Origin of the sequence: Ensifer sp. ZNC0028 (assembly GCF_000799055.1) — a bacterium.
In the GTDB taxonomy this organism is placed as follows: Bacteria; Pseudomonadota; Alphaproteobacteria; order Rhizobiales; family Rhizobiaceae; genus Ensifer.
This window is the reverse complement of record NZ_JTLA01000046.1, coordinates 31,994-47,223: the sequence shown is the minus strand read 5'-3', so window position 1 is coordinate 47,223 and position 15,230 is coordinate 31,994. Positions and strand designations below refer to the sequence as shown.

Genomic DNA, 15,230 nt, shown 5'->3' with positions numbered 1-15,230 from the left:
AGCAGCGCCACGTCTGCGAATCCCACCAAAGGCTGAGAACCGTACTTCCACCTACTCCAGCCACTCGGTCGAAAACGCACCGGCCTCGTGCAGGTCGGTCGTCTCCAGCCGTCCCGGCCCGAGGTTCTCGAACTTGTGCGGCACATTGGCCGGCGCCACGACGATCTGGCCGGCCTCGGCATCGATGATGCGGTCGCCGACGGTGAAGCGGGCGCGGCCGACGCGCACGATGAAGGTTTCGGGATAGGGATGGCGGTGCAGCTTCGGCCCGTAGCCGATCTCATCCGTTGAAACGAAGATCACCGAGAGGCCGGCGCCATAGGCGCCGCCCTCGAATTCGCCCTTCCAGGCGTCGGGCTCGTCTGCCCATTGCGCGCGCGTAACGAGATGCGCTTCGGCCATGCCGATCCTCCACTGTCAGATGGAACGATGTGGCCGAGCGCGAGAGTTTAGATTTTGCGTGGCTCAGCCGCGGATATGCTGGGTCTGCTGGTAGACGGCCGTCGAGCGCGCACCCGAGCGGCAATAGCCGAGCATCGGCCGCTGGAACTCGTCGAGCGCGTCGACCATGCTCTTCACGGCATCGGCGGTCACGCCCATCGGGCCGACTGGGATGTGCTTGGTTTCGATGCCCAGCTCTTCGGCGCGCGCGGCAATGGAATCAAAGGTCGGCTGGTCCGGCGCCTCGAAGTCCGGGCGGTGGCAGACGATGGACTTGAAGCCGAGCGCCTTGACCTGGTCGAGATCCTCGACCGTGATCTGGCCGGTGACCGAGTATTCGTCGTTGATCTGGCGGATGTCCATGGTCGTCTTCCTTGAGGCAATTTTCTCGGCCTCTGATGTAGGCGCAGCCTCCGCTCCCGTCAATCAAAAGCCGCAAGCGTCGGGACGGCCGATCAGACAACCGAGAAGGCGACGGCATAGCTCCGCGCCTCCCCCGGCGAAAGAGGAACCAGCTCGCCGGCCTCAGCCAGTTCCGGCCGCTTGGCGATCCGGTGCGACACCGGTTCGATGCTGATCACATCCGCCGTGCCGCGCTGGCAGCGCCACATCTGCAGGAAGGGCAGCGTATCGGCCCGGAACCGCACCTTCAGGTTTCGCCCGGCGAGACCGTCAAGGCCTGCAAGCGTGACCTCCGACCAGCCATCGGAACCGATGGCCGCCGGCAGGCAGAAATGCGCGCTCTCGCCCGTGCCGAAGCGCCAGGCGCTCGTACCGCCCGCAAGCGACGCGCTGACGATACGGGTCTCGTCGCCGAGCAGCCTGCCGCCGATATTGAGGTGATACATCATCATGGGCGGAAAGGCTGTGGCGCCTGAATTCACGACGCGATCCTCGAGCACCACTTCATGCCGCGCGGCATCGATCCGCCAGCGCCGCTCGACGCGAGCCTGCCCGCCACCCGCAAGCGCCACATCGATCGTCGCCGTGCACTCGGCCCCGTCGCCCGCCATCTCCGTGTGGCTGACCGCAGTCCCGGCCAGTGAGCCGTGCAGCGGATAGCGTACGCTCTCCGCGCCACCTTCGATCGCCTCGGGGTGGCGGATATGATCCGGACCGCAGGTAAAGAGAAAGCCGGCGAGCGCCCGGTCGATCCTCGGGTCGCCATCGGACGGGATCGCAGCACCCGGCGACAGGTCGACGCCGTCGACGACGAAGGCGGCGATGTCGAGCGCCGAAAGCCGGTCGAACAGCACATGATTCTCTCCGGCGTCCCTTGGTTCCTCAAGCGTCCTCAGCATGCTGCTGCTCCTCAAAAAGGTCGAGAATCACTGCAATCACAAAGAGATGATACCCGAGGATAGACACAATTCATCGGTTGAAGCCCGATGCCGGTCCGCCTAGATAGAATTTAACCGCTTGTTCATGATGAATTCATTTTTTTCACATTAACGTCGAAATCCAAATGTACCGCGCCAGATCTACACCAATGAAAACAGGTTTACCCGTGACGTCAGCGACCCGCACAGGCCTTTCGCTTCTCGCCGCAGTCGGCTTTTTTGCCGTGGATCTGACGGCCGCCTTCGCACAGGACTATCGCGGCTACAATCGCTATGGCGAAGACGTCATGCTGGTCACGCCCGACGGCGAAATCCTCGACTATGTGCCCCGCTCCGACGAAGTGCAGACGATGCGCGACAGCCGCGGCCGCACGCTTCTGATCGACAACTGGGGCAATGTGGTCGCAACCGTGGTGCCCAACAATCGTGGACGTCAACGCGACTACGGCGGCAACCGCCAGGGCGACTATGGCGGCTACCGCCGCCAGGGTGACGTGGATATCTATTCCAACCGGCGCTACCGGGAAACCGAGCGCGGCTACGGTTACTCCGAACCCGGCGAGGTCACCACCGGCTCGATCCCCGACTATCGCGACGTCGTTCCGCCGTCGACCGACGGCAACGAGCTGCCGAACAGCCTGCCCGGCCTGATCGACGGCACGCAGGAGGCCTCGATTGATCCAAACGTCAGCAGCCCGGCGGGCCCGTCGATGCCGCCGGCGATCTCGGTCAAGTCGAAGTCGCGCGCCGAGATCACGGCGTTGCAGGTCTTCCTCGACCGCGAAGGTTTTTCACCCGGCGTGATCGACGGCAAGATGGGCTCGAACGTCACCAAGGCGATCGAGGCCTGGCAGCAGTCGACAGGCGAAACGCTCGACCCCAACAACACCGAGGACATTCTCGAGCGGCTGCGCATGAGCGGCGGCATGCCGATCACCAGCTACACGATCACGGCCGCCGATGCCGCTGGCCCCTATGTCGCGTCGATCCCCGAGGATTACGCCCACAAGGCGCAGCTTCCGCACATGTCCTTCACCTCGACGACCGAAATGCTCGGCGAGAAATTCCACATGGACGAAGCCTATCTGCGCGAGCTGAACCCGGGCGTCGACTTCACCATTCCCGGCACGATCATCAAGGTGATCAACCCCGGCGCCAACAAGACCGGCAAGGTCGCCCGCATCCTCGCCGACAAGGCGCGCAAGCAGGTGCTCGCCTATGACGACGCCGGCAAGCTGATTGCCGCCTATCCGGCAACGATCGGCTCGTCCGACACGCCGTCTCCGTCAGGCACGGTCAATGTCGAGCGCATCGCGCTCAATCCGGGCTATACCTACAATCCGAAGATCAACTTCAAGCAGGGCAACAACGACAAGGTCCTGACCCTACAGCCCGGCCCGAACGGCCCTGTCGGCACGGTCTGGATCGCGCTGTCCAAGCCCACTTACGGCATTCACGGCACGCCGGAACCCTCAAAGATCGGCAAGACCCAGAGCCATGGATGCGTGCGCCTGACCAACTGGGACGCGACCGAACTTGCCAAGATGGTGAGCACCGGCGTCACGGTCGAGTTCGTCGACTGACGAACCGGCCGCCGCCCTCAGGCGGAGCGTTGTTTTTTTGGCATTTTTTGCACGTTTCCCCCAATTGGGTGAGTGACTTCGCGTCTGCAGCATAGATGATGGGGTTGCCTGGTTGACCATCCACGACAAGGCACTCTTGTTAAATGTCTTTGTGCCGACCCGTCGGCTAAATCGTTTCAGACCTATCCATTTACGAAGACCGCAGCTGCCGACGACCCAGCTGCGGTTCTTTTTCAAGCGCCGGCTGCAACGCCCCGCTCTCGCCCTCCCCGTCCATCATGACTTCATGAAACATTGTCATGAGAATTTTTCCGGCAATCGGCTATCACCGGATATCTCAATGACAATGGCCGATCTGCGGCCGCACTTGAAGGATGGCCTGAATGGCGACGGAGCGCACCCTGCCCAACCTCTGGCATGCGACGGCACCGGCCGCCCCTGAGACCAGGCCTCTCGGCCAGGACCTGACGACCGATGTGGCGATCATCGGCGGCGGCTTCACCGGCCTTTCCGCAGCACTGCACCTGGCCGAAAAAGGCGTGAAGGCAACGGTCATCGAAGCCAAGATGATCGGCTTCGGCGGCTCCGGCCGCAATGTCGGCCTCGTCAATGCCGGCATGTGGGTAAAGCCCGACGACCTGATCTCGACGCTCGGCCCCGAGGCCGGCAACCGGCTGCTGACCGAGCTCGGCGACGGGCCGTCGATGGTCTATGCGCTCGTCGAAAAACACGGGATCGTCTGCGAAGCCGTGCGCAACGGCACGCTGCACATGGCCGTCGGCAGCGAAGGTGTCACCGAGATCAAGGACCGCGAAGCGCAGTGGCAGAGACGCGGCGCTCCGGTCGAGGCGCTTTCGGCCGAGCGCGCCCATGCGCTGAGCGGCGCTGAAGGGTTTTCCGGTGCCCTGCTCGACCGCCGCGCCGGCACCATCCAGCCGCTCGCCTATGCCCGCGGGCTCGCCCGCGCTGCCCTTGCCGCCGGTGCCGAGATCTACACCGACACGCCATTGACGGGCGCCGAGCGTCAGGGCGACAGCTGGGTGCTGAAGGCCGGCAACAACGTGATCCGCGCCAAGCAGGTGATCCTCGCCACCAATGCCTATGGCGGCCTCTTCGCCGAAAGCCCCTGGCAGGCGCATACGCAGGAACTGACGATCCTGCCCTATTTCCAGTTCGCCACCAATCCGCTGCCGGACGCCATCGCCAAGCGCATCCTGCCGGAACGTCAGGGCACCTGGGACACCGGCCTCGTCATGACCTCCTTCCGCATGGACCAGCAGAACCGGCTGATCTTCGGTTCGATCGGCCGCCTCGACGCGATGGCCGAAGGTACGCATCGCGCCTTTGCCGCCCGCTCCGTGCGTAAGCTCTTTCCGTTCCTTGGCGATTTCCGCTTCGAGTACTGGTGGGACGGCCGCATTGGCATGACCACCAACAACCTGCCGGCCATGCACACACTCGCCGAGAACGTCGTCTCCGTCAGCGGCTACAACGGCCGCGGCATCGCACCGGGCACCGTCTTCGGCCGCGCACTTGCCAGCCACGTCAGTGGCGAAACCTCGGCGATCCCGCTCGCCGAAACCCCGGTCACGCCGGATACCTGGCGCGGCGTGAAGTCCGCCTTCTACCACGCAGGCGCCCAGGCCAAGCACTTCATCGACAGGCGGTTTTAAGGCGGGCACGGAACAGCCGTTCCGGCCCATGCTGACATATCTTGAACATTGAAACCCTGAGGTGTAGCGTCCGTCTCGGGTGCCCATCCGAACCCGCTGCCGGGTTGAAGGGACGCGGAACTTTTGTCGACGACCATGTTCATCAACGTCGAAGCGTAATCGGCAGACTTCGACCACGAACATCGGATCGTCTCATGCTGAACCCGCAGCTCAGGTTCTCGCCGTCCAACATCGCCACCCTGAAGAAGTCTCTTCGCGATCGTTACCCTCAGATCAGATCATCGCACCTGGACGAGGCAATCGCCGCTTCGTTCGGCTTCAAATCCTACGCGGCATTGCGCCCGGCACTGCTCCAGGTCGGAAACCACGCCCGGCTGATCGTCATTAGCGATCATATGCTGCTTCTGCTTCGGCTGGAGGAACTGGGATATCAGGACATCAAGGCGGAAACGCTGCGCCGCCACATGTGGGACATCAAGTTCCCCGATCGCTGGTACGATCAGCACCTTGAAAAGGCCGTGACGAAGCGAAGGCTGCCGACAGCGGCCAATTCGCAGTAGCGCCAGCGACCGCTGGTGGCGCACGGCAGTGCGCTTCGATCTCGAAGCACAAAAACCGCTTGCGATGTGAGATCAGTCGGCTTAGCCTCAACGTATCGCACATCGCAAGCAGACCCGTTTGAACGCGCCATTCAAGACAAGGAACTGGCCATGGCTAAGCTCGTGTTCGGAATGAACCAGTCGCTGGACGGCTACGTCGACCACATGGAGTTTGCGCCAAGCCTCACGCTCTTCCGCCACTTCATCAAGGAAGCCGAACAGCAGACGGGCAGCCTGTACGGACGGCGGATCTACGAGATCATGCGCTACTGGGACGACGAGCATCCCGAATGGGATGCGGACCGGCAGGCTTTCGCAGCCGCGTGGCGAAAGCAGCCGAAATGGGTCGCCTCACGCTCCTCGCCATCCGTCGGCCCCAATGCCCGGCTCATCGACGGTGACCTTGGCGACGCAGTGCGTAAGCTGAAGACCGAACACGACGGCGAGATCGAAGTGGCAGGCCCGGTCCTGGCGCACAGCCTCACCGAACTTGGCCTGATCGACGAATACCGGATCTACCTGCACCCGGTCGTGCTCGGTCACGGCAACCCCTATTTCGCCGGCCCGCGCCCACGACTTCGCCTGATCTCCCATGACCGGATCGGCGAGGATGTCGTGAGGCTCACCTACGTTCCCGCATAGTCTGGCGGCGCACTCGTAGCGAATTGATACATGACAGACGCAAAGGCAAGTGGCCGAGGCGTGGCCCGCCAGATGCGTGTGCACTCTCTCGCCCACGCTCGCGCAAGAGGCTTCCGGGCCATGCAGTTCAACGTCGTCGTCAACAGCAACGAACGCGCCGTGCGGCTGTGGCAGTCGCTCGGATTTGAGATCGTCGGCCGGGTTCCGAAGGCATTCCTTCACCCTTCGCTCGGCTACGTCGATGCCTTCGTGATATTTCGCAAGCTCTAGGCGAAGACACGCGGTCAATCCGCAAAGCTTGCAATGCCTTTCGGCAGGCCCACCAGTCCCGCAACGAAAAACGCCCCGGCTCATCCCTGAACCGGAGCGTCGTTTATCAAACGGACGGCGCGATTACGCCGCTGCGCGGTAACCCGAAGCGACGCTGACCTGCACCTGGCCGGACGTGCGGAAGGCGCGCAGGCGGGTGGCGATATGCTCGGCTTCGCCCGTCAGCGCCTGGCTGGCGGCGTTGGCCTGCTCGACCATCGCGGCATTCTGCTGGGTGATCTGGTCCATCTGGGTGATGGCGGTGTTGACCTCCTGCAGACCGGTTGCCTGTTCGGCGGTGCTGGCGCGGATGGCGCCGAAGACGGAGCTGACTTCGACCACCTGGGCGACGATCTGCTGCAGCGACTGCGCAACCTGGTTGACCGAGTTGACCCCGTCGTCCACCTGGCCGCGCGACTTGGCGATCAGGCCCTGGATGTCCTTGGCGGCCTCGGCGCAGCGCTGCGCCAGCGCACGCACTTCCGAGGCGACGACGGCAAAGCCCCTGCCCGCCTCGCCGGCGCGTGCGGCCTCGATGCCGGCGTTGAGCGCCAGGAGGTTGGTCTGGAAGGCGATCTCGTCGATGACGTCGACGATCCGGGCGATGCTGGCGGAAGACGTCTGGATCTCCTGCATCACCTCGATCGCGTGGCTGACGATCTCGCCGCTCTGTTCGGCATTGGCGCGTGCGGCAATCACGGTCGAATTCGCCTGGTTGGCGCCTTCGGCCGTCTGCTTGACGGTGCGCGTCACCTGCTCGACGGCCGCGGCCGTCTCTTCGAGGTTGGCTGCCTGGCGCTCCGTGCGCCGGGCGAGATCGTCGGCAGCCGCCGCGATTTCCTTGGCGCTGGTGTGGATCTGGCTGGCGCCGGCCTCGATGCCGCCGATCGCGCGCGCAAGCTCGCCGATCGCGTGGTTGAAGTTTTCGCCAAGCTCCTGATAGGCAACCGGCAGGTCCGCGCCGATGCGCGCCGTCAGGTCGCCATCGGCGATCTTCTTCAGCGCCGCGCCGAAGGTCTTGCTGATCAGCGCGCGTTCGGCGGCCAGCACTTCTTCCTGCACGGCGCGCTGCTTGGTGACGTCGGAGGCGTCCATGTAGACGGAGATCGACAGATCCATGTCGAGGAAGACGCCCTTGATCAGGCTCGACAGCATCGCGCCCATGTCCTCGGCAGAGGTCCCCTTGCGCGAGAACAGGCCGGCCTTCGGCCAGTGCGCCTTGACGATTTCGGTGATCAGATGCTCAGCGACCAGCGCATAGCCGCCGATATACCAGCGCGGCTCAAGCCCGATGCGGGCGTGCACCAGGCCGATGGTGCGAACCTTGGCGCTGTAATCCTCGTTGAAATTGGCATCGACGATATTGGCCCAGTGGCCGACCTGGGCGCCCTTGGCACGGTCGATATGAGCGTCGGAGGAGAAGAAGCGCTTGGTCTCGGGCGTCGTCTTGACCTTGACGTAGAACTTGTCGAGCGCGGGCTTCAGTTCCTTTTCCAGGATCGGCTTCAGCGCCTTCAGGCTCGTCTTGGCGGCGTCATCGAGCGCCATGAAATTCAGACGACCGGCAACGTCTTGCGTGCCGGCAGCGGCGTGTTCCGTTTTCATGCGCGAACTTCCCTGCATGCTCATTTCTGGATCATGGAGACAGGATCAAGGGCGCTGAAGCGTCTGAGATCATGGCCGCAATCATGGCGGCTGGTTACCCCGTAGCGGCGATCGCCGGGGCAAGCTGTATCCTGTGCCACTGATAGAAGCGCAGGGTAAAGGAAGCCTTACGCGAAACAGCTATTTCGCGAGGCCTGAAATACAACTCAACCGGAACTGACGAATATCAATTCCGGTTGATACGCAATAAACAGTGGGACGCCAGGGGATCAGGCGGCGTTGCGCGAGGCCCAGGACGGCATGCGCGCAGCCCAGGAGCGGCGCGTCTTGACCGGCATCAGCGCCTGCACTTCCTTGGCAAGGGCTGCGGCGTTTTCGCGCGCCTTGTCGAGATTGCTGACGCGGTTCGCATCCATGGTCTGCAGCGTACCGCCACAATCGAAGATCTCGCGATAGGCGGCGCGCTCGACGATCGGCGTATCGAGCACCGAGACGCCGCGCTCGGAAAGCATCGCCTTGATCGTCTGCAGCGCGCGCGTGGTTACCAGCGAATTGACGCGGGTGAGCACGACCGAATGGTTGATCCTGAGGCCCGAACGGTCCTGGATCTGGCGGATCAGCTCAAGGATCTGCGCCGCACCCTTAGCATCCATGGCACAGCCCTGCACCGGGATCAGCACCTGGTCGGAGATGGCAAGCGCAAGCGCTACGATCTGGTCCTTGGCGCCCGCGAGATCGATGACGATGTAATCCGCCTCGTCCTTCGCCTCGCGGATATGACATTCGAGCGAGCCGGGCGTGATGTGCGAAATGACGGTGAGATTGGCGATATGGCCGGAAGCCTCCGACCAGCTGGTGATCCAGCGCTGCGGATCCGCATCGAGGACGACCACCCGGTGCCCCTGCCGCGCCAGTTCCGTCGACAGGATCAGCGCCGCGGTCGTCTTGCCCGCGCCACCCTTTGCATTGGCGAAAGTGATGACCGCCATGATATTCCCCATTCTCTGCATGTTTCGCGCGAACCACGGAGCGCAGGGCTGGTGGTTCGCTTCTTAACGAAACCTTACAGAAGATGGTTAACGAAACGGTAACGCCGGCACGTCAAACCTGACAGTCGGGCCGTTCGAGCCCTGCCCGCAGCCGCGAAATTCAGCGGCCCCGCACAGGAGCGGTCGAGGTGATTGCGTCGGGTTGCAGGATGCCTTTTGCAAAGAAAGGTTGTAAGAAAACGCGGCGCGGTCCTTGTGGCCGCCCGTCCATTCCTCTGCGTGCGAAAGGCTATGTCTTTGAATATCAGACAACGTATGCGACAGGTTCTCGAAGCCGAGGCTTCGGCAATCCTTGCGGTCGCGATCGATGAGCATTTCGAAGAGGCTGCCCGCGTCATCCTGGAATGCCAGGGAAAAGTGCTGACGACCGGGATCGGCAAAGCCGGCCACATCGCCAACAAGTTCGCCGCAACCCTGTGTTCGACCGGCACGCCGGCCGTCTACCTGCATCCCGCGGAAGCGGCACACGGCGACCTTGGCGTGGTCGGCAAGAACGACGTGATGATCGCGTTTTCCACCAGCGGCAAGTCCCGGGAGGTGCTGGAGATCATCGAGCTTTCGAGCCACCTCGGGGTCACGAAGCATATCGGCATAACCTCGCACCCGGATTCTCTGTTGCGGGAGAGCTGCGACATCATCCTCAATATGGGAGACGTCGAAGAGGCCGGATGCCCGATCGGCATGACGCCGACCTCCAGCATCGCGGTCATGCTGGCGGTAAGCGACGCCATCGCGATGGCCGTCATGGAAGCCAGGGGCTTTACCCGAAGCGAGTACGGCGCGCGCCACCATGGCGGCTACCTGGGGCGGTTGGCCCGTCTCGACAACGTATGATGGGCGAAGCCGACGGGATGCAAAACCGGCGAGAGCGATGTCAGGCCCGCGCGGGAACCGGCTCCGCCGTCCTGCCGGCGCGATAGCACATCGACGAGAACGGCCCGTGCCGTACTTCCTCGCCTGCCGGGCTGAGCAGCGTCAGCACGTCACTGGCAAACGCCTGGGCGTTGGCCTGCGCCTTGGCAAGATTGCTGACCTTCGCGGGATCGAGCGAGGAGAGCGTATCACCCTGTTCGAAGAGTTCGCGGAAGGCGGTGCGCTCGACGAGCGGGGTATCGACGAGCCGGATGCGGTTCTCCGAAAGCAGCAGTTTGACCCGGCGCATCGCCCGCGTCGTGACGATCGGGTTGACGCGGGTCAGGAACACGGCATGGTTGATGTTGGCGCGCGCGTTGTTTTCGATGTAGCGGATCAGGTCCAGCACCTGGATGGCGCCGCGCGCATCCATGACGCAACCCTGTACCGGGATCAGCGTCAGGTCCGAAAGCCCGATCGCCAGCGCCACCAGTACGTCGGCCGCCCCGGAGAGATCGATGATCACGTGCTCGACCTGCCCGCGCAACCGCCGGAGATGATCGCTGAGCGTCGTGGTCGCGACACCGGAGAGAACGAAGGGATTGCCATCGTTGCGGCCGTGACGGAACCAGTCGGTCATGCAGGCGAGTGGGTCGCAATCAAGAACCGCAACGCGATCGCCGCGCCGTGCCAATTCGCAGGCAAGCAGCAAGGCTGCCGTAGTCTTGCCGGCTCCCCCCTTCGCATTCGCGAGGGAAACAATCGCCATCGGTCGACCCTAACTCAACGCAGGCCCGGATTTTCGCGGGGCCAATACATACGCACACCCTAATGCAAGCGTTCCAGACCGCGGTAAACAAAGCGTAAAGAAAACGCTCCGCGAGCCCGAAACGTGACAGTTCGATGACGATTAGGTGACAGATCGCCCGCAATGGCAAGTGGTATTTTGGGTTAACTAAACCGGGCGGCCGACGCCTTCGCCAGGCGGCAAAGGCGTCGGAAATCGTTCAGATGCACTCGCGGAAGAGCTTCTTCGCCGCGTCGAGCGTGAGCTCGACCGGGTTGCCGCCAGCCGTCGGGTCGACGATCGCCATTTCCGACATCTCGTCGATCCGGTCGGTGCCGACGCCGAGGGCCGACAGCTTGTCCGGAACGCCGAGTTCCTCGCGCAGCTTCAGCACGTAGTCGTAGAAACCGTCGAAGCCGCCGGAAATGCCGAGATAGGCGGCGGCGCGCACTATTCTGTCCTCGATCGCCGGGCGGTTGAAGCGCAGCACCGGCGGCATCACCACGGCATTGGTCATGCCGTGGTGGGTGTTGTAGATGGCTCCAACAGGATGCGACAGCGAGTGGATGGCGCCGAGCCCCTTCTGGAAGGCAACGGCGCCCATGGCGGCCGCACTCATCATGTTGGCGCGGGCCTCTATGTCGGCGCCGTCCTTGTAGGCGCGCGGCAGGTATTCCTTGACGAGCCGCATGCCTTCAAGCGCGATGCCGGCCGACATCGGGTGGTAGAAGGGCGAGGAATAGGCTTCCAGGCAATGGGCAAAGGCATCCATGCCGGTGCCGGCGGTGATCACCTTGGGCATGCCGACCGTCAGTTCCGGATCGCAGATCGTGACTGCCGGCAGGAACTTCGGATGGAAGATCACCTTCTTCACGTGGCTTGCCGAATTGGTGATGACGCTGGCGCGGCCGACTTCCGAGCCGGTGCCGGCGGTCGTCGGCACCGCGATAATCGGCGCAATGCCTTCGACGCTCGCGCGCGTCCACCAGTCGCCGATGTCTTCGAAGTCCCAGACCGGGCGGCTCTGCCCGGCCATGAAGGCGACGCACTTGCCGAGATCGAGGCCCGAGCCGCCGCCGAAGGCGACGACGCCATCATGGCCGCCGTCCTTGAAGGCCTTCACGCCGGCTGCAAGGTTGACGTCGTTCGGGTTCGGATCGACATCCGCAAAGATCGCCCGGCCGAGGCCGGCAGACTCGAGAATGTCGAGTGCGTTCTGCGTGATCGCCATCGGCGCGAGGCCCCGGTCGGTGATCAGCAGCGGCTTCTTCATGCCCACCGCCTTGCAATGGTCGGCAAGCTCCTTGATCCGGCCGGCCCCGAACTTGATGGACGTCGGATAGCTCCAGTTGGCGGTGATGGTCATGCGGTGACTTTCTTCAGATGGTAGGATTTCGGACGGGTAAGGTTCTGGAAGCCGATGACCGAGAGCGAGCCGCCGCGGCCGGTCTCTTTGACGCCGGTCCAGCAAAGCGCCGGGTCGAGATAATCGGCACGGTTCATGAACACGGTGCCGGTCTCGATGTCGGCGCCGATGCGTGCGGCGCGCTCGGCATCCTTCGTCCAGAGCGAGGCCGTCAGGCCGTACTGGCTGTCGTTCATCAGTTCGATCGCCTGGCTGTCGCTCTTCACCTTCATGATGCCGACCGCCGGGCCAAAGGTCTCCTCGCGCATGAAGGCCATGGAGTGGTCGACATTGACGAGGACCTGCGGCGCGAGATAGGCGCCGCCGTCATCGGCAGGGAAGAGTTTCGGGTCGACCAGCGCCTTGGCGCCCTTGGCAACAGCATCGGCGATCTGCTCGCGCACGGTGGCGGCAAAGCGCTTGTTGGCCATCGGCCCGAGCGTCGTTTCCGGGTTGAGCGGGTTGCCGAGCTTGTAATTGGAAACCCAGGCGACCGACTTCTCGACGAAGGCGTCATAAAGCTTTTCGTGCACATAGATGCGCTCGATGCCGCAGCAGCACTGGCCGGAATTGTAGGTGGCGCCGTCCATCAGCGTGTCGACGGCGGCGTCGAGATCCGCATCTTCCATGACGTAGCCCGGATCCTTGCCGCCGAGCTCGAGGCCAAGGCCGGTAAACGTGCCGGCGGCAGCCCGCTCGATCGACCGTCCGCCTTCGACCGAACCGGTGAAGTTGACGAAGTCGAAGCTCCTGGCCGCAATCAGCGCCGCGGTCGTCTCGTGGTCGAGGAAGATGTTCTGGAAGACATCGGCCGGCACGCCGGCCTCGACGAAGGCGCGCACCATGCGCTCGCCGACGAGGATCGTCTGGCTCGCGTGCTTGATGATCACCGTGTTGCCGGCCATCAGCGCCGGAGCGACCGTGTTGATCGCGGTCATGTAGGGGTAGTTCCACGGCGCCACGACGAAGACGACGCCATGCGGCTCGCGGGCGATGCGGCGCTCGAAGCGGTCGCTCTCCTCGATCACCAGCGGCTTCAGCGCATCGGCTGCGATCGTCGCGACATAGTTCGAGCGCTCGTTGAAGCCCTTGAACTCGCCGCCATAGCGCACCGGCCGGCCCATCTGCCAGGCAAGCTCCGGCACCACCTCGTCGACCATCTCGTTGAGGCGGGCGACACCGGCCAACACCAGATTGACGCGCTCGTCGAGCGGACGGCGCGCCCAGGCCTTCTGCGCCTGGCGGGCGCGCGAAACCACCTGCTTTGCCATTTCCAGCGGCATTGCCGGGCGTTCCGCGTAGACCTCGCCATTAACAGGCGAAATGCACTTGATCATGCTCATGATCGTCTTCCTGTTTGTTCCATTCGAATTGCTGAGGCAGCCCCTCATCCGGCCTGCCGGCCACCTTCTCCCCGCAAGCGGGGTGAAGGAAATATGCCGCACTGTTTCTCCCAGCCAAGCCCTATTCGCAGGGCAGGTCCCATCTCCCCGCGAGCGGGGAGAGGGTTAGTCCTCGGGTTAAACCCGAGGAGAGAGGCAAGCGCGGTGCCCTGCTTACGCTCTTTCAAAACCGCGCGCGACCTCCCAGTCGGTGACGCGGCGGTCGTATTCTTCCTGTTCCCAGCGCCCTGCCCGCGCGTAGTGCTCGATGACCTCGTCGCCGAAGGCGTCGCGCAGCATCTTCGATTCGCTGAGCGCTGCAGTCGCGTCGCGCAGCGTGCGCGGGATCTCGCGTACGTCCTTGCCGCCATAGGCGTCGCCGACGAAGGGCGCTTCCAATTCCATCTTGTTCTCGATACCGGAAATGCCGGCCGCGATCAAAGCGGCAAAGGCCAGATAGGGATTGAGATCGGAGCCGCCGACGCGGCATTCGATGCGGATCGCCTTGGTGTCTTCGCCGCAAAGGCGATAGCCGGCCGTGCGGTTGTCCTTACTCCAGACCGCCTTGGTCGGCGCAAACGTGCCGGCCATGAAACGCTTGTAGGAGTTGATGTAAGGCGCAAGGAAATATGTGATCTCGCTCGCATGGGTGAGAAGGCCTGCCACATAGTGGCGCATCATCTCCGACATGCCGTATTTGCCGCTCTCGTCGTAGAACTTCGACGACTTGCCGTCGGCACTCCAGAGCGACTGGTGGATATGCGAGGAGGAACCGGCAGCCTGATAGTTCCACTTGGCAAGGAAAGTGATCGCCTTGCCGCGCGACCAGGCGATTTCCTTGCAGCCGTTCTTGATGATCGCATGCCGGTCGGCCATCGTCAGCGCGTCGGCGTAGCGCACGTTGATTTCTTCCTGGCCGGCCGAGGCCTCGCCCTTGGAATTCTCGACCGGGATATCGGCGCCCTGCAGGCCGTTGCGGATCGCCCGCATCACGTCCTCTTCCTTGGTCGTCTGGAAGATGTGGTAGTCCTCATTGTAGCCGCTGACGAGCTGCAGGTCGCGATAGCCGGACTGGCGGGCATCGTCATAGGACTGGTCGAACAGGAAGAACTCGAGCTCACTCGCCATATAGGCCTTGAGGCCCATCTTCTCGAGCCGCGCCACCTGCTTCTTCAGGATCGCGCGCGGCGAATGCGGCACTTCCTCATGGGTGTGATGGTCGAGCATGTCGCAGAGCACGAGTGCTGTGCCTTCGAGCCACGGAATGCGACGAAGCGTCGAAAGGTCCGGCTTCATCGTATAGTCGCCATAGCCCTTTTCCCAGCTTGTCGCCTTGTAGCCGGGAACGGTCTCCATCTCCATGTCGGTCGCAAGCAGGTAGTTGCAGCTATGCGTTTCCTTCCAGGCGCCATCGACGAAGAACTGCGCATGGAAGCGCTTGCCCATCAGCCGGCCCTGCATGTCGACCTGGCAGGCGAGCACCGTATCGATGCGGCCGGCGGCGACGTCTTCCTTCAACTCGTCAAACGTATAGCTCATCAACTTCCATCCCATGTTTGGTCA

The 15,230-nt window shown here is 63.3% G+C and carries 14 protein-coding genes and 1 pseudogene; 6 read left to right on the top strand and 9 right to left on the bottom strand.

The genetic code is table 11. The annotated features are described in order from the left end of the window. Window positions 1–51: 51 nt before the first annotated feature. The 3 genes from L981_RS12040 to L981_RS12030 all read right to left on the bottom strand — a co-directional run bounded on the left by L981_RS12040 (window position 52) and on the right by L981_RS12030 (window position 1,742). Complete coding sequence (locus L981_RS12040) at window positions 52–402, bottom strand: cupin domain-containing protein (RefSeq protein WP_043615823.1); 351 nt, start codon at window positions 400–402, stop codon at window positions 52–54. A 63-nt stretch (window positions 403–465) separates the two neighbouring features. Then, window positions 466–804, bottom strand: a complete 339-nt coding sequence (locus L981_RS12035) for a TIGR01244 family sulfur transferase (protein WP_043615821.1) — start codon at window positions 802–804, stop codon at window positions 466–468. A gap of 92 nt (window positions 805–896) precedes the next feature. Then, window positions 897–1,742 (bottom strand): DUF4432 family protein, encoded by an 846-nt coding sequence (locus L981_RS12030; RefSeq protein ID WP_052201756.1) that lies wholly within the window; start codon window positions 1,740–1,742, stop codon window positions 897–899. Window positions 1,743–1,906: 164 nt separating this feature from the next. Here L981_RS12030 and L981_RS12025 point away from each other — a divergent pair, with 164 nt between their 5' ends. The 5 genes and pseudogenes from L981_RS12025 to L981_RS12005 all read left to right on the top strand — a co-directional run. Continuing rightward, the gene (locus L981_RS12025; RefSeq protein ID WP_043615818.1) at window positions 1,907–3,364 is read left to right on the top strand and encodes a L,D-transpeptidase; all 1,458 of its coding nucleotides are present in this window, start codon (window positions 1,907–1,909) and stop codon (window positions 3,362–3,364) included. A gap of 383 nt (window positions 3,365–3,747) precedes the next feature. Continuing rightward, window positions 3,748–5,037, top strand: a complete 1,290-nt coding sequence (locus L981_RS12020; RefSeq protein ID WP_043615815.1) for an FAD-binding oxidoreductase — start codon at window positions 3,748–3,750, stop codon at window positions 5,035–5,037. A gap of 194 nt (window positions 5,038–5,231) precedes the next feature. After that, a complete protein-coding gene (locus tag L981_RS12015; RefSeq protein ID WP_043615813.1) occupies window positions 5,232–5,597 on the top strand; it encodes a hypothetical protein in 366 nt (121 codons plus the stop codon). 150 nt (window positions 5,598–5,747) lie between these two features. After that, complete coding sequence (locus tag L981_RS12010; protein ID WP_043615810.1) at window positions 5,748–6,278, top strand: dihydrofolate reductase family protein; 531 nt, start codon at window positions 5,748–5,750, stop codon at window positions 6,276–6,278. 27 nt (window positions 6,279–6,305) lie between these two features. Continuing rightward, a pseudogene (locus tag L981_RS12005) lies at window positions 6,306–6,548 on the top strand (N-acetyltransferase family protein); the annotation flags it as partial. A gap of 123 nt (window positions 6,549–6,671) precedes the next feature. On the opposite strand, the gene L981_RS12000 reads toward L981_RS12005, so the two are convergent. Both L981_RS12000 and L981_RS11995 read right to left on the bottom strand, forming a co-directional pair. Beyond that, entirely contained in the window at window positions 6,672–8,192 is a 1,521-nt protein-coding gene (locus L981_RS12000; RefSeq protein ID WP_052201755.1) for a globin-coupled sensor protein, read from the bottom strand. Between the two features lie 269 nt (window positions 8,193–8,461). Continuing rightward, window positions 8,462–9,181, bottom strand: a complete 720-nt coding sequence (locus L981_RS11995; RefSeq protein WP_043615969.1) for a ParA family protein — start codon at window positions 9,179–9,181, stop codon at window positions 8,462–8,464. Between the two features lie 315 nt (window positions 9,182–9,496). Between L981_RS11995 and L981_RS11990 the strand changes: the two genes are divergently transcribed. Beyond that, window positions 9,497–10,075 carry an SIS domain-containing protein gene (locus tag L981_RS11990; protein WP_082005990.1) on the top strand — a complete coding sequence of 193 codons (579 nt, stop codon included), beginning with the start codon at window positions 9,497–9,499 and terminating at the stop codon, window positions 10,073–10,075. 40 nt (window positions 10,076–10,115) lie between these two features. On the opposite strand, the gene L981_RS11985 is transcribed toward L981_RS11990, so the two are convergent. The 4 genes from L981_RS11985 to L981_RS11970 all read right to left on the bottom strand — a co-directional run bounded on the left by L981_RS11985 (window position 10,116) and on the right by L981_RS11970 (window position 15,206). After that, on the bottom strand, window positions 10,116–10,862 hold the full coding sequence (locus L981_RS11985) for a ParA family protein (RefSeq protein WP_052201754.1): 747 nt from the start codon (window positions 10,860–10,862) through the stop codon (window positions 10,116–10,118). Between the two features lie 238 nt (window positions 10,863–11,100). Further along, entirely contained in the window at window positions 11,101–12,246 is a 1,146-nt protein-coding gene (locus L981_RS11980) for an iron-containing alcohol dehydrogenase (protein ID WP_043615804.1), read from the bottom strand. Next, on the bottom strand, window positions 12,243–13,628 hold the full coding sequence (locus L981_RS11975; RefSeq protein WP_043615800.1) for an aldehyde dehydrogenase family protein: 1,386 nt from the start codon (window positions 13,626–13,628) through the stop codon (window positions 12,243–12,245). Before L981_RS11975 ends, L981_RS11980 begins: the two co-directional genes overlap by 4 nt. 213 nt (window positions 13,629–13,841) lie before the next feature. Continuing rightward, window positions 13,842–15,206: a glutamine synthetase family protein gene (locus L981_RS11970; RefSeq protein WP_043615797.1), complete on the bottom strand. Its 1,365-nt coding sequence runs from the start codon at window positions 15,204–15,206 to the stop codon at window positions 13,842–13,844. Window positions 15,207–15,230 lie beyond the last annotated feature (24 nt).

What these genes read in the sequence shown, in the direction of transcription:
- L981_RS12025 (WP_043615818.1), top strand. Translation starts at nt 1,907, where the DNA reads ATGTACCGCGCCAGATCTACACCAATGAAAACAGGTTTACCCGTGACG.
- L981_RS11970 (WP_043615797.1), bottom strand. Translation starts at nt 15,206, where the DNA reads ATGAGCTATACGTTTGACGAGTTGAAGGAAGACGTCGCCGCCGGCCGC.
- L981_RS12010 (WP_043615810.1), top strand. Translation starts at nt 5,748, where the DNA reads ATGGCTAAGCTCGTGTTCGGAATGAACCAGTCGCTGGACGGCTACGTC.
- L981_RS12020 (WP_043615815.1), top strand. Translation starts at nt 3,748, where the DNA reads ATGGCGACGGAGCGCACCCTGCCCAACCTCTGGCATGCGACGGCACCG.
- L981_RS12030 (WP_052201756.1), bottom strand. Translation starts at nt 1,742, where the DNA reads ATGCTGAGGACGCTTGAGGAACCAAGGGACGCCGGAGAGAATCATGTG.
- L981_RS11985 (WP_052201754.1), bottom strand. Translation starts at nt 10,862, where the DNA reads ATGGCGATTGTTTCCCTCGCGAATGCGAAGGGGGGAGCCGGCAAGACT.
- L981_RS11975 (WP_043615800.1), bottom strand. Translation starts at nt 13,628, where the DNA reads ATGAGCATGATCAAGTGCATTTCGCCTGTTAATGGCGAGGTCTACGCG.
- L981_RS11995 (WP_043615969.1), bottom strand. Translation starts at nt 9,181, where the DNA reads ATGGCGGTCATCACTTTCGCCAATGCAAAGGGTGGCGCGGGCAAGACG.
- L981_RS12040 (WP_043615823.1), bottom strand. Translation starts at nt 402, where the DNA reads ATGGCCGAAGCGCATCTCGTTACGCGCGCGCAATGGGCAGACGAGCCC.
- L981_RS12035 (WP_043615821.1), bottom strand. Translation starts at nt 804, where the DNA reads ATGGACATCCGCCAGATCAACGACGAATACTCGGTCACCGGCCAGATC.
- L981_RS11990 (WP_082005990.1), top strand. Translation starts at nt 9,497, where the DNA reads ATGCGACAGGTTCTCGAAGCCGAGGCTTCGGCAATCCTTGCGGTCGCG.
- L981_RS11980 (WP_043615804.1), bottom strand. Translation starts at nt 12,246, where the DNA reads ATGACCATCACCGCCAACTGGAGCTATCCGACGTCCATCAAGTTCGGG.
- L981_RS12015 (WP_043615813.1), top strand. Translation starts at nt 5,232, where the DNA reads ATGCTGAACCCGCAGCTCAGGTTCTCGCCGTCCAACATCGCCACCCTG.
- L981_RS12000 (WP_052201755.1), bottom strand. Translation starts at nt 8,192, where the DNA reads ATGAAAACGGAACACGCCGCTGCCGGCACGCAAGACGTTGCCGGTCGT.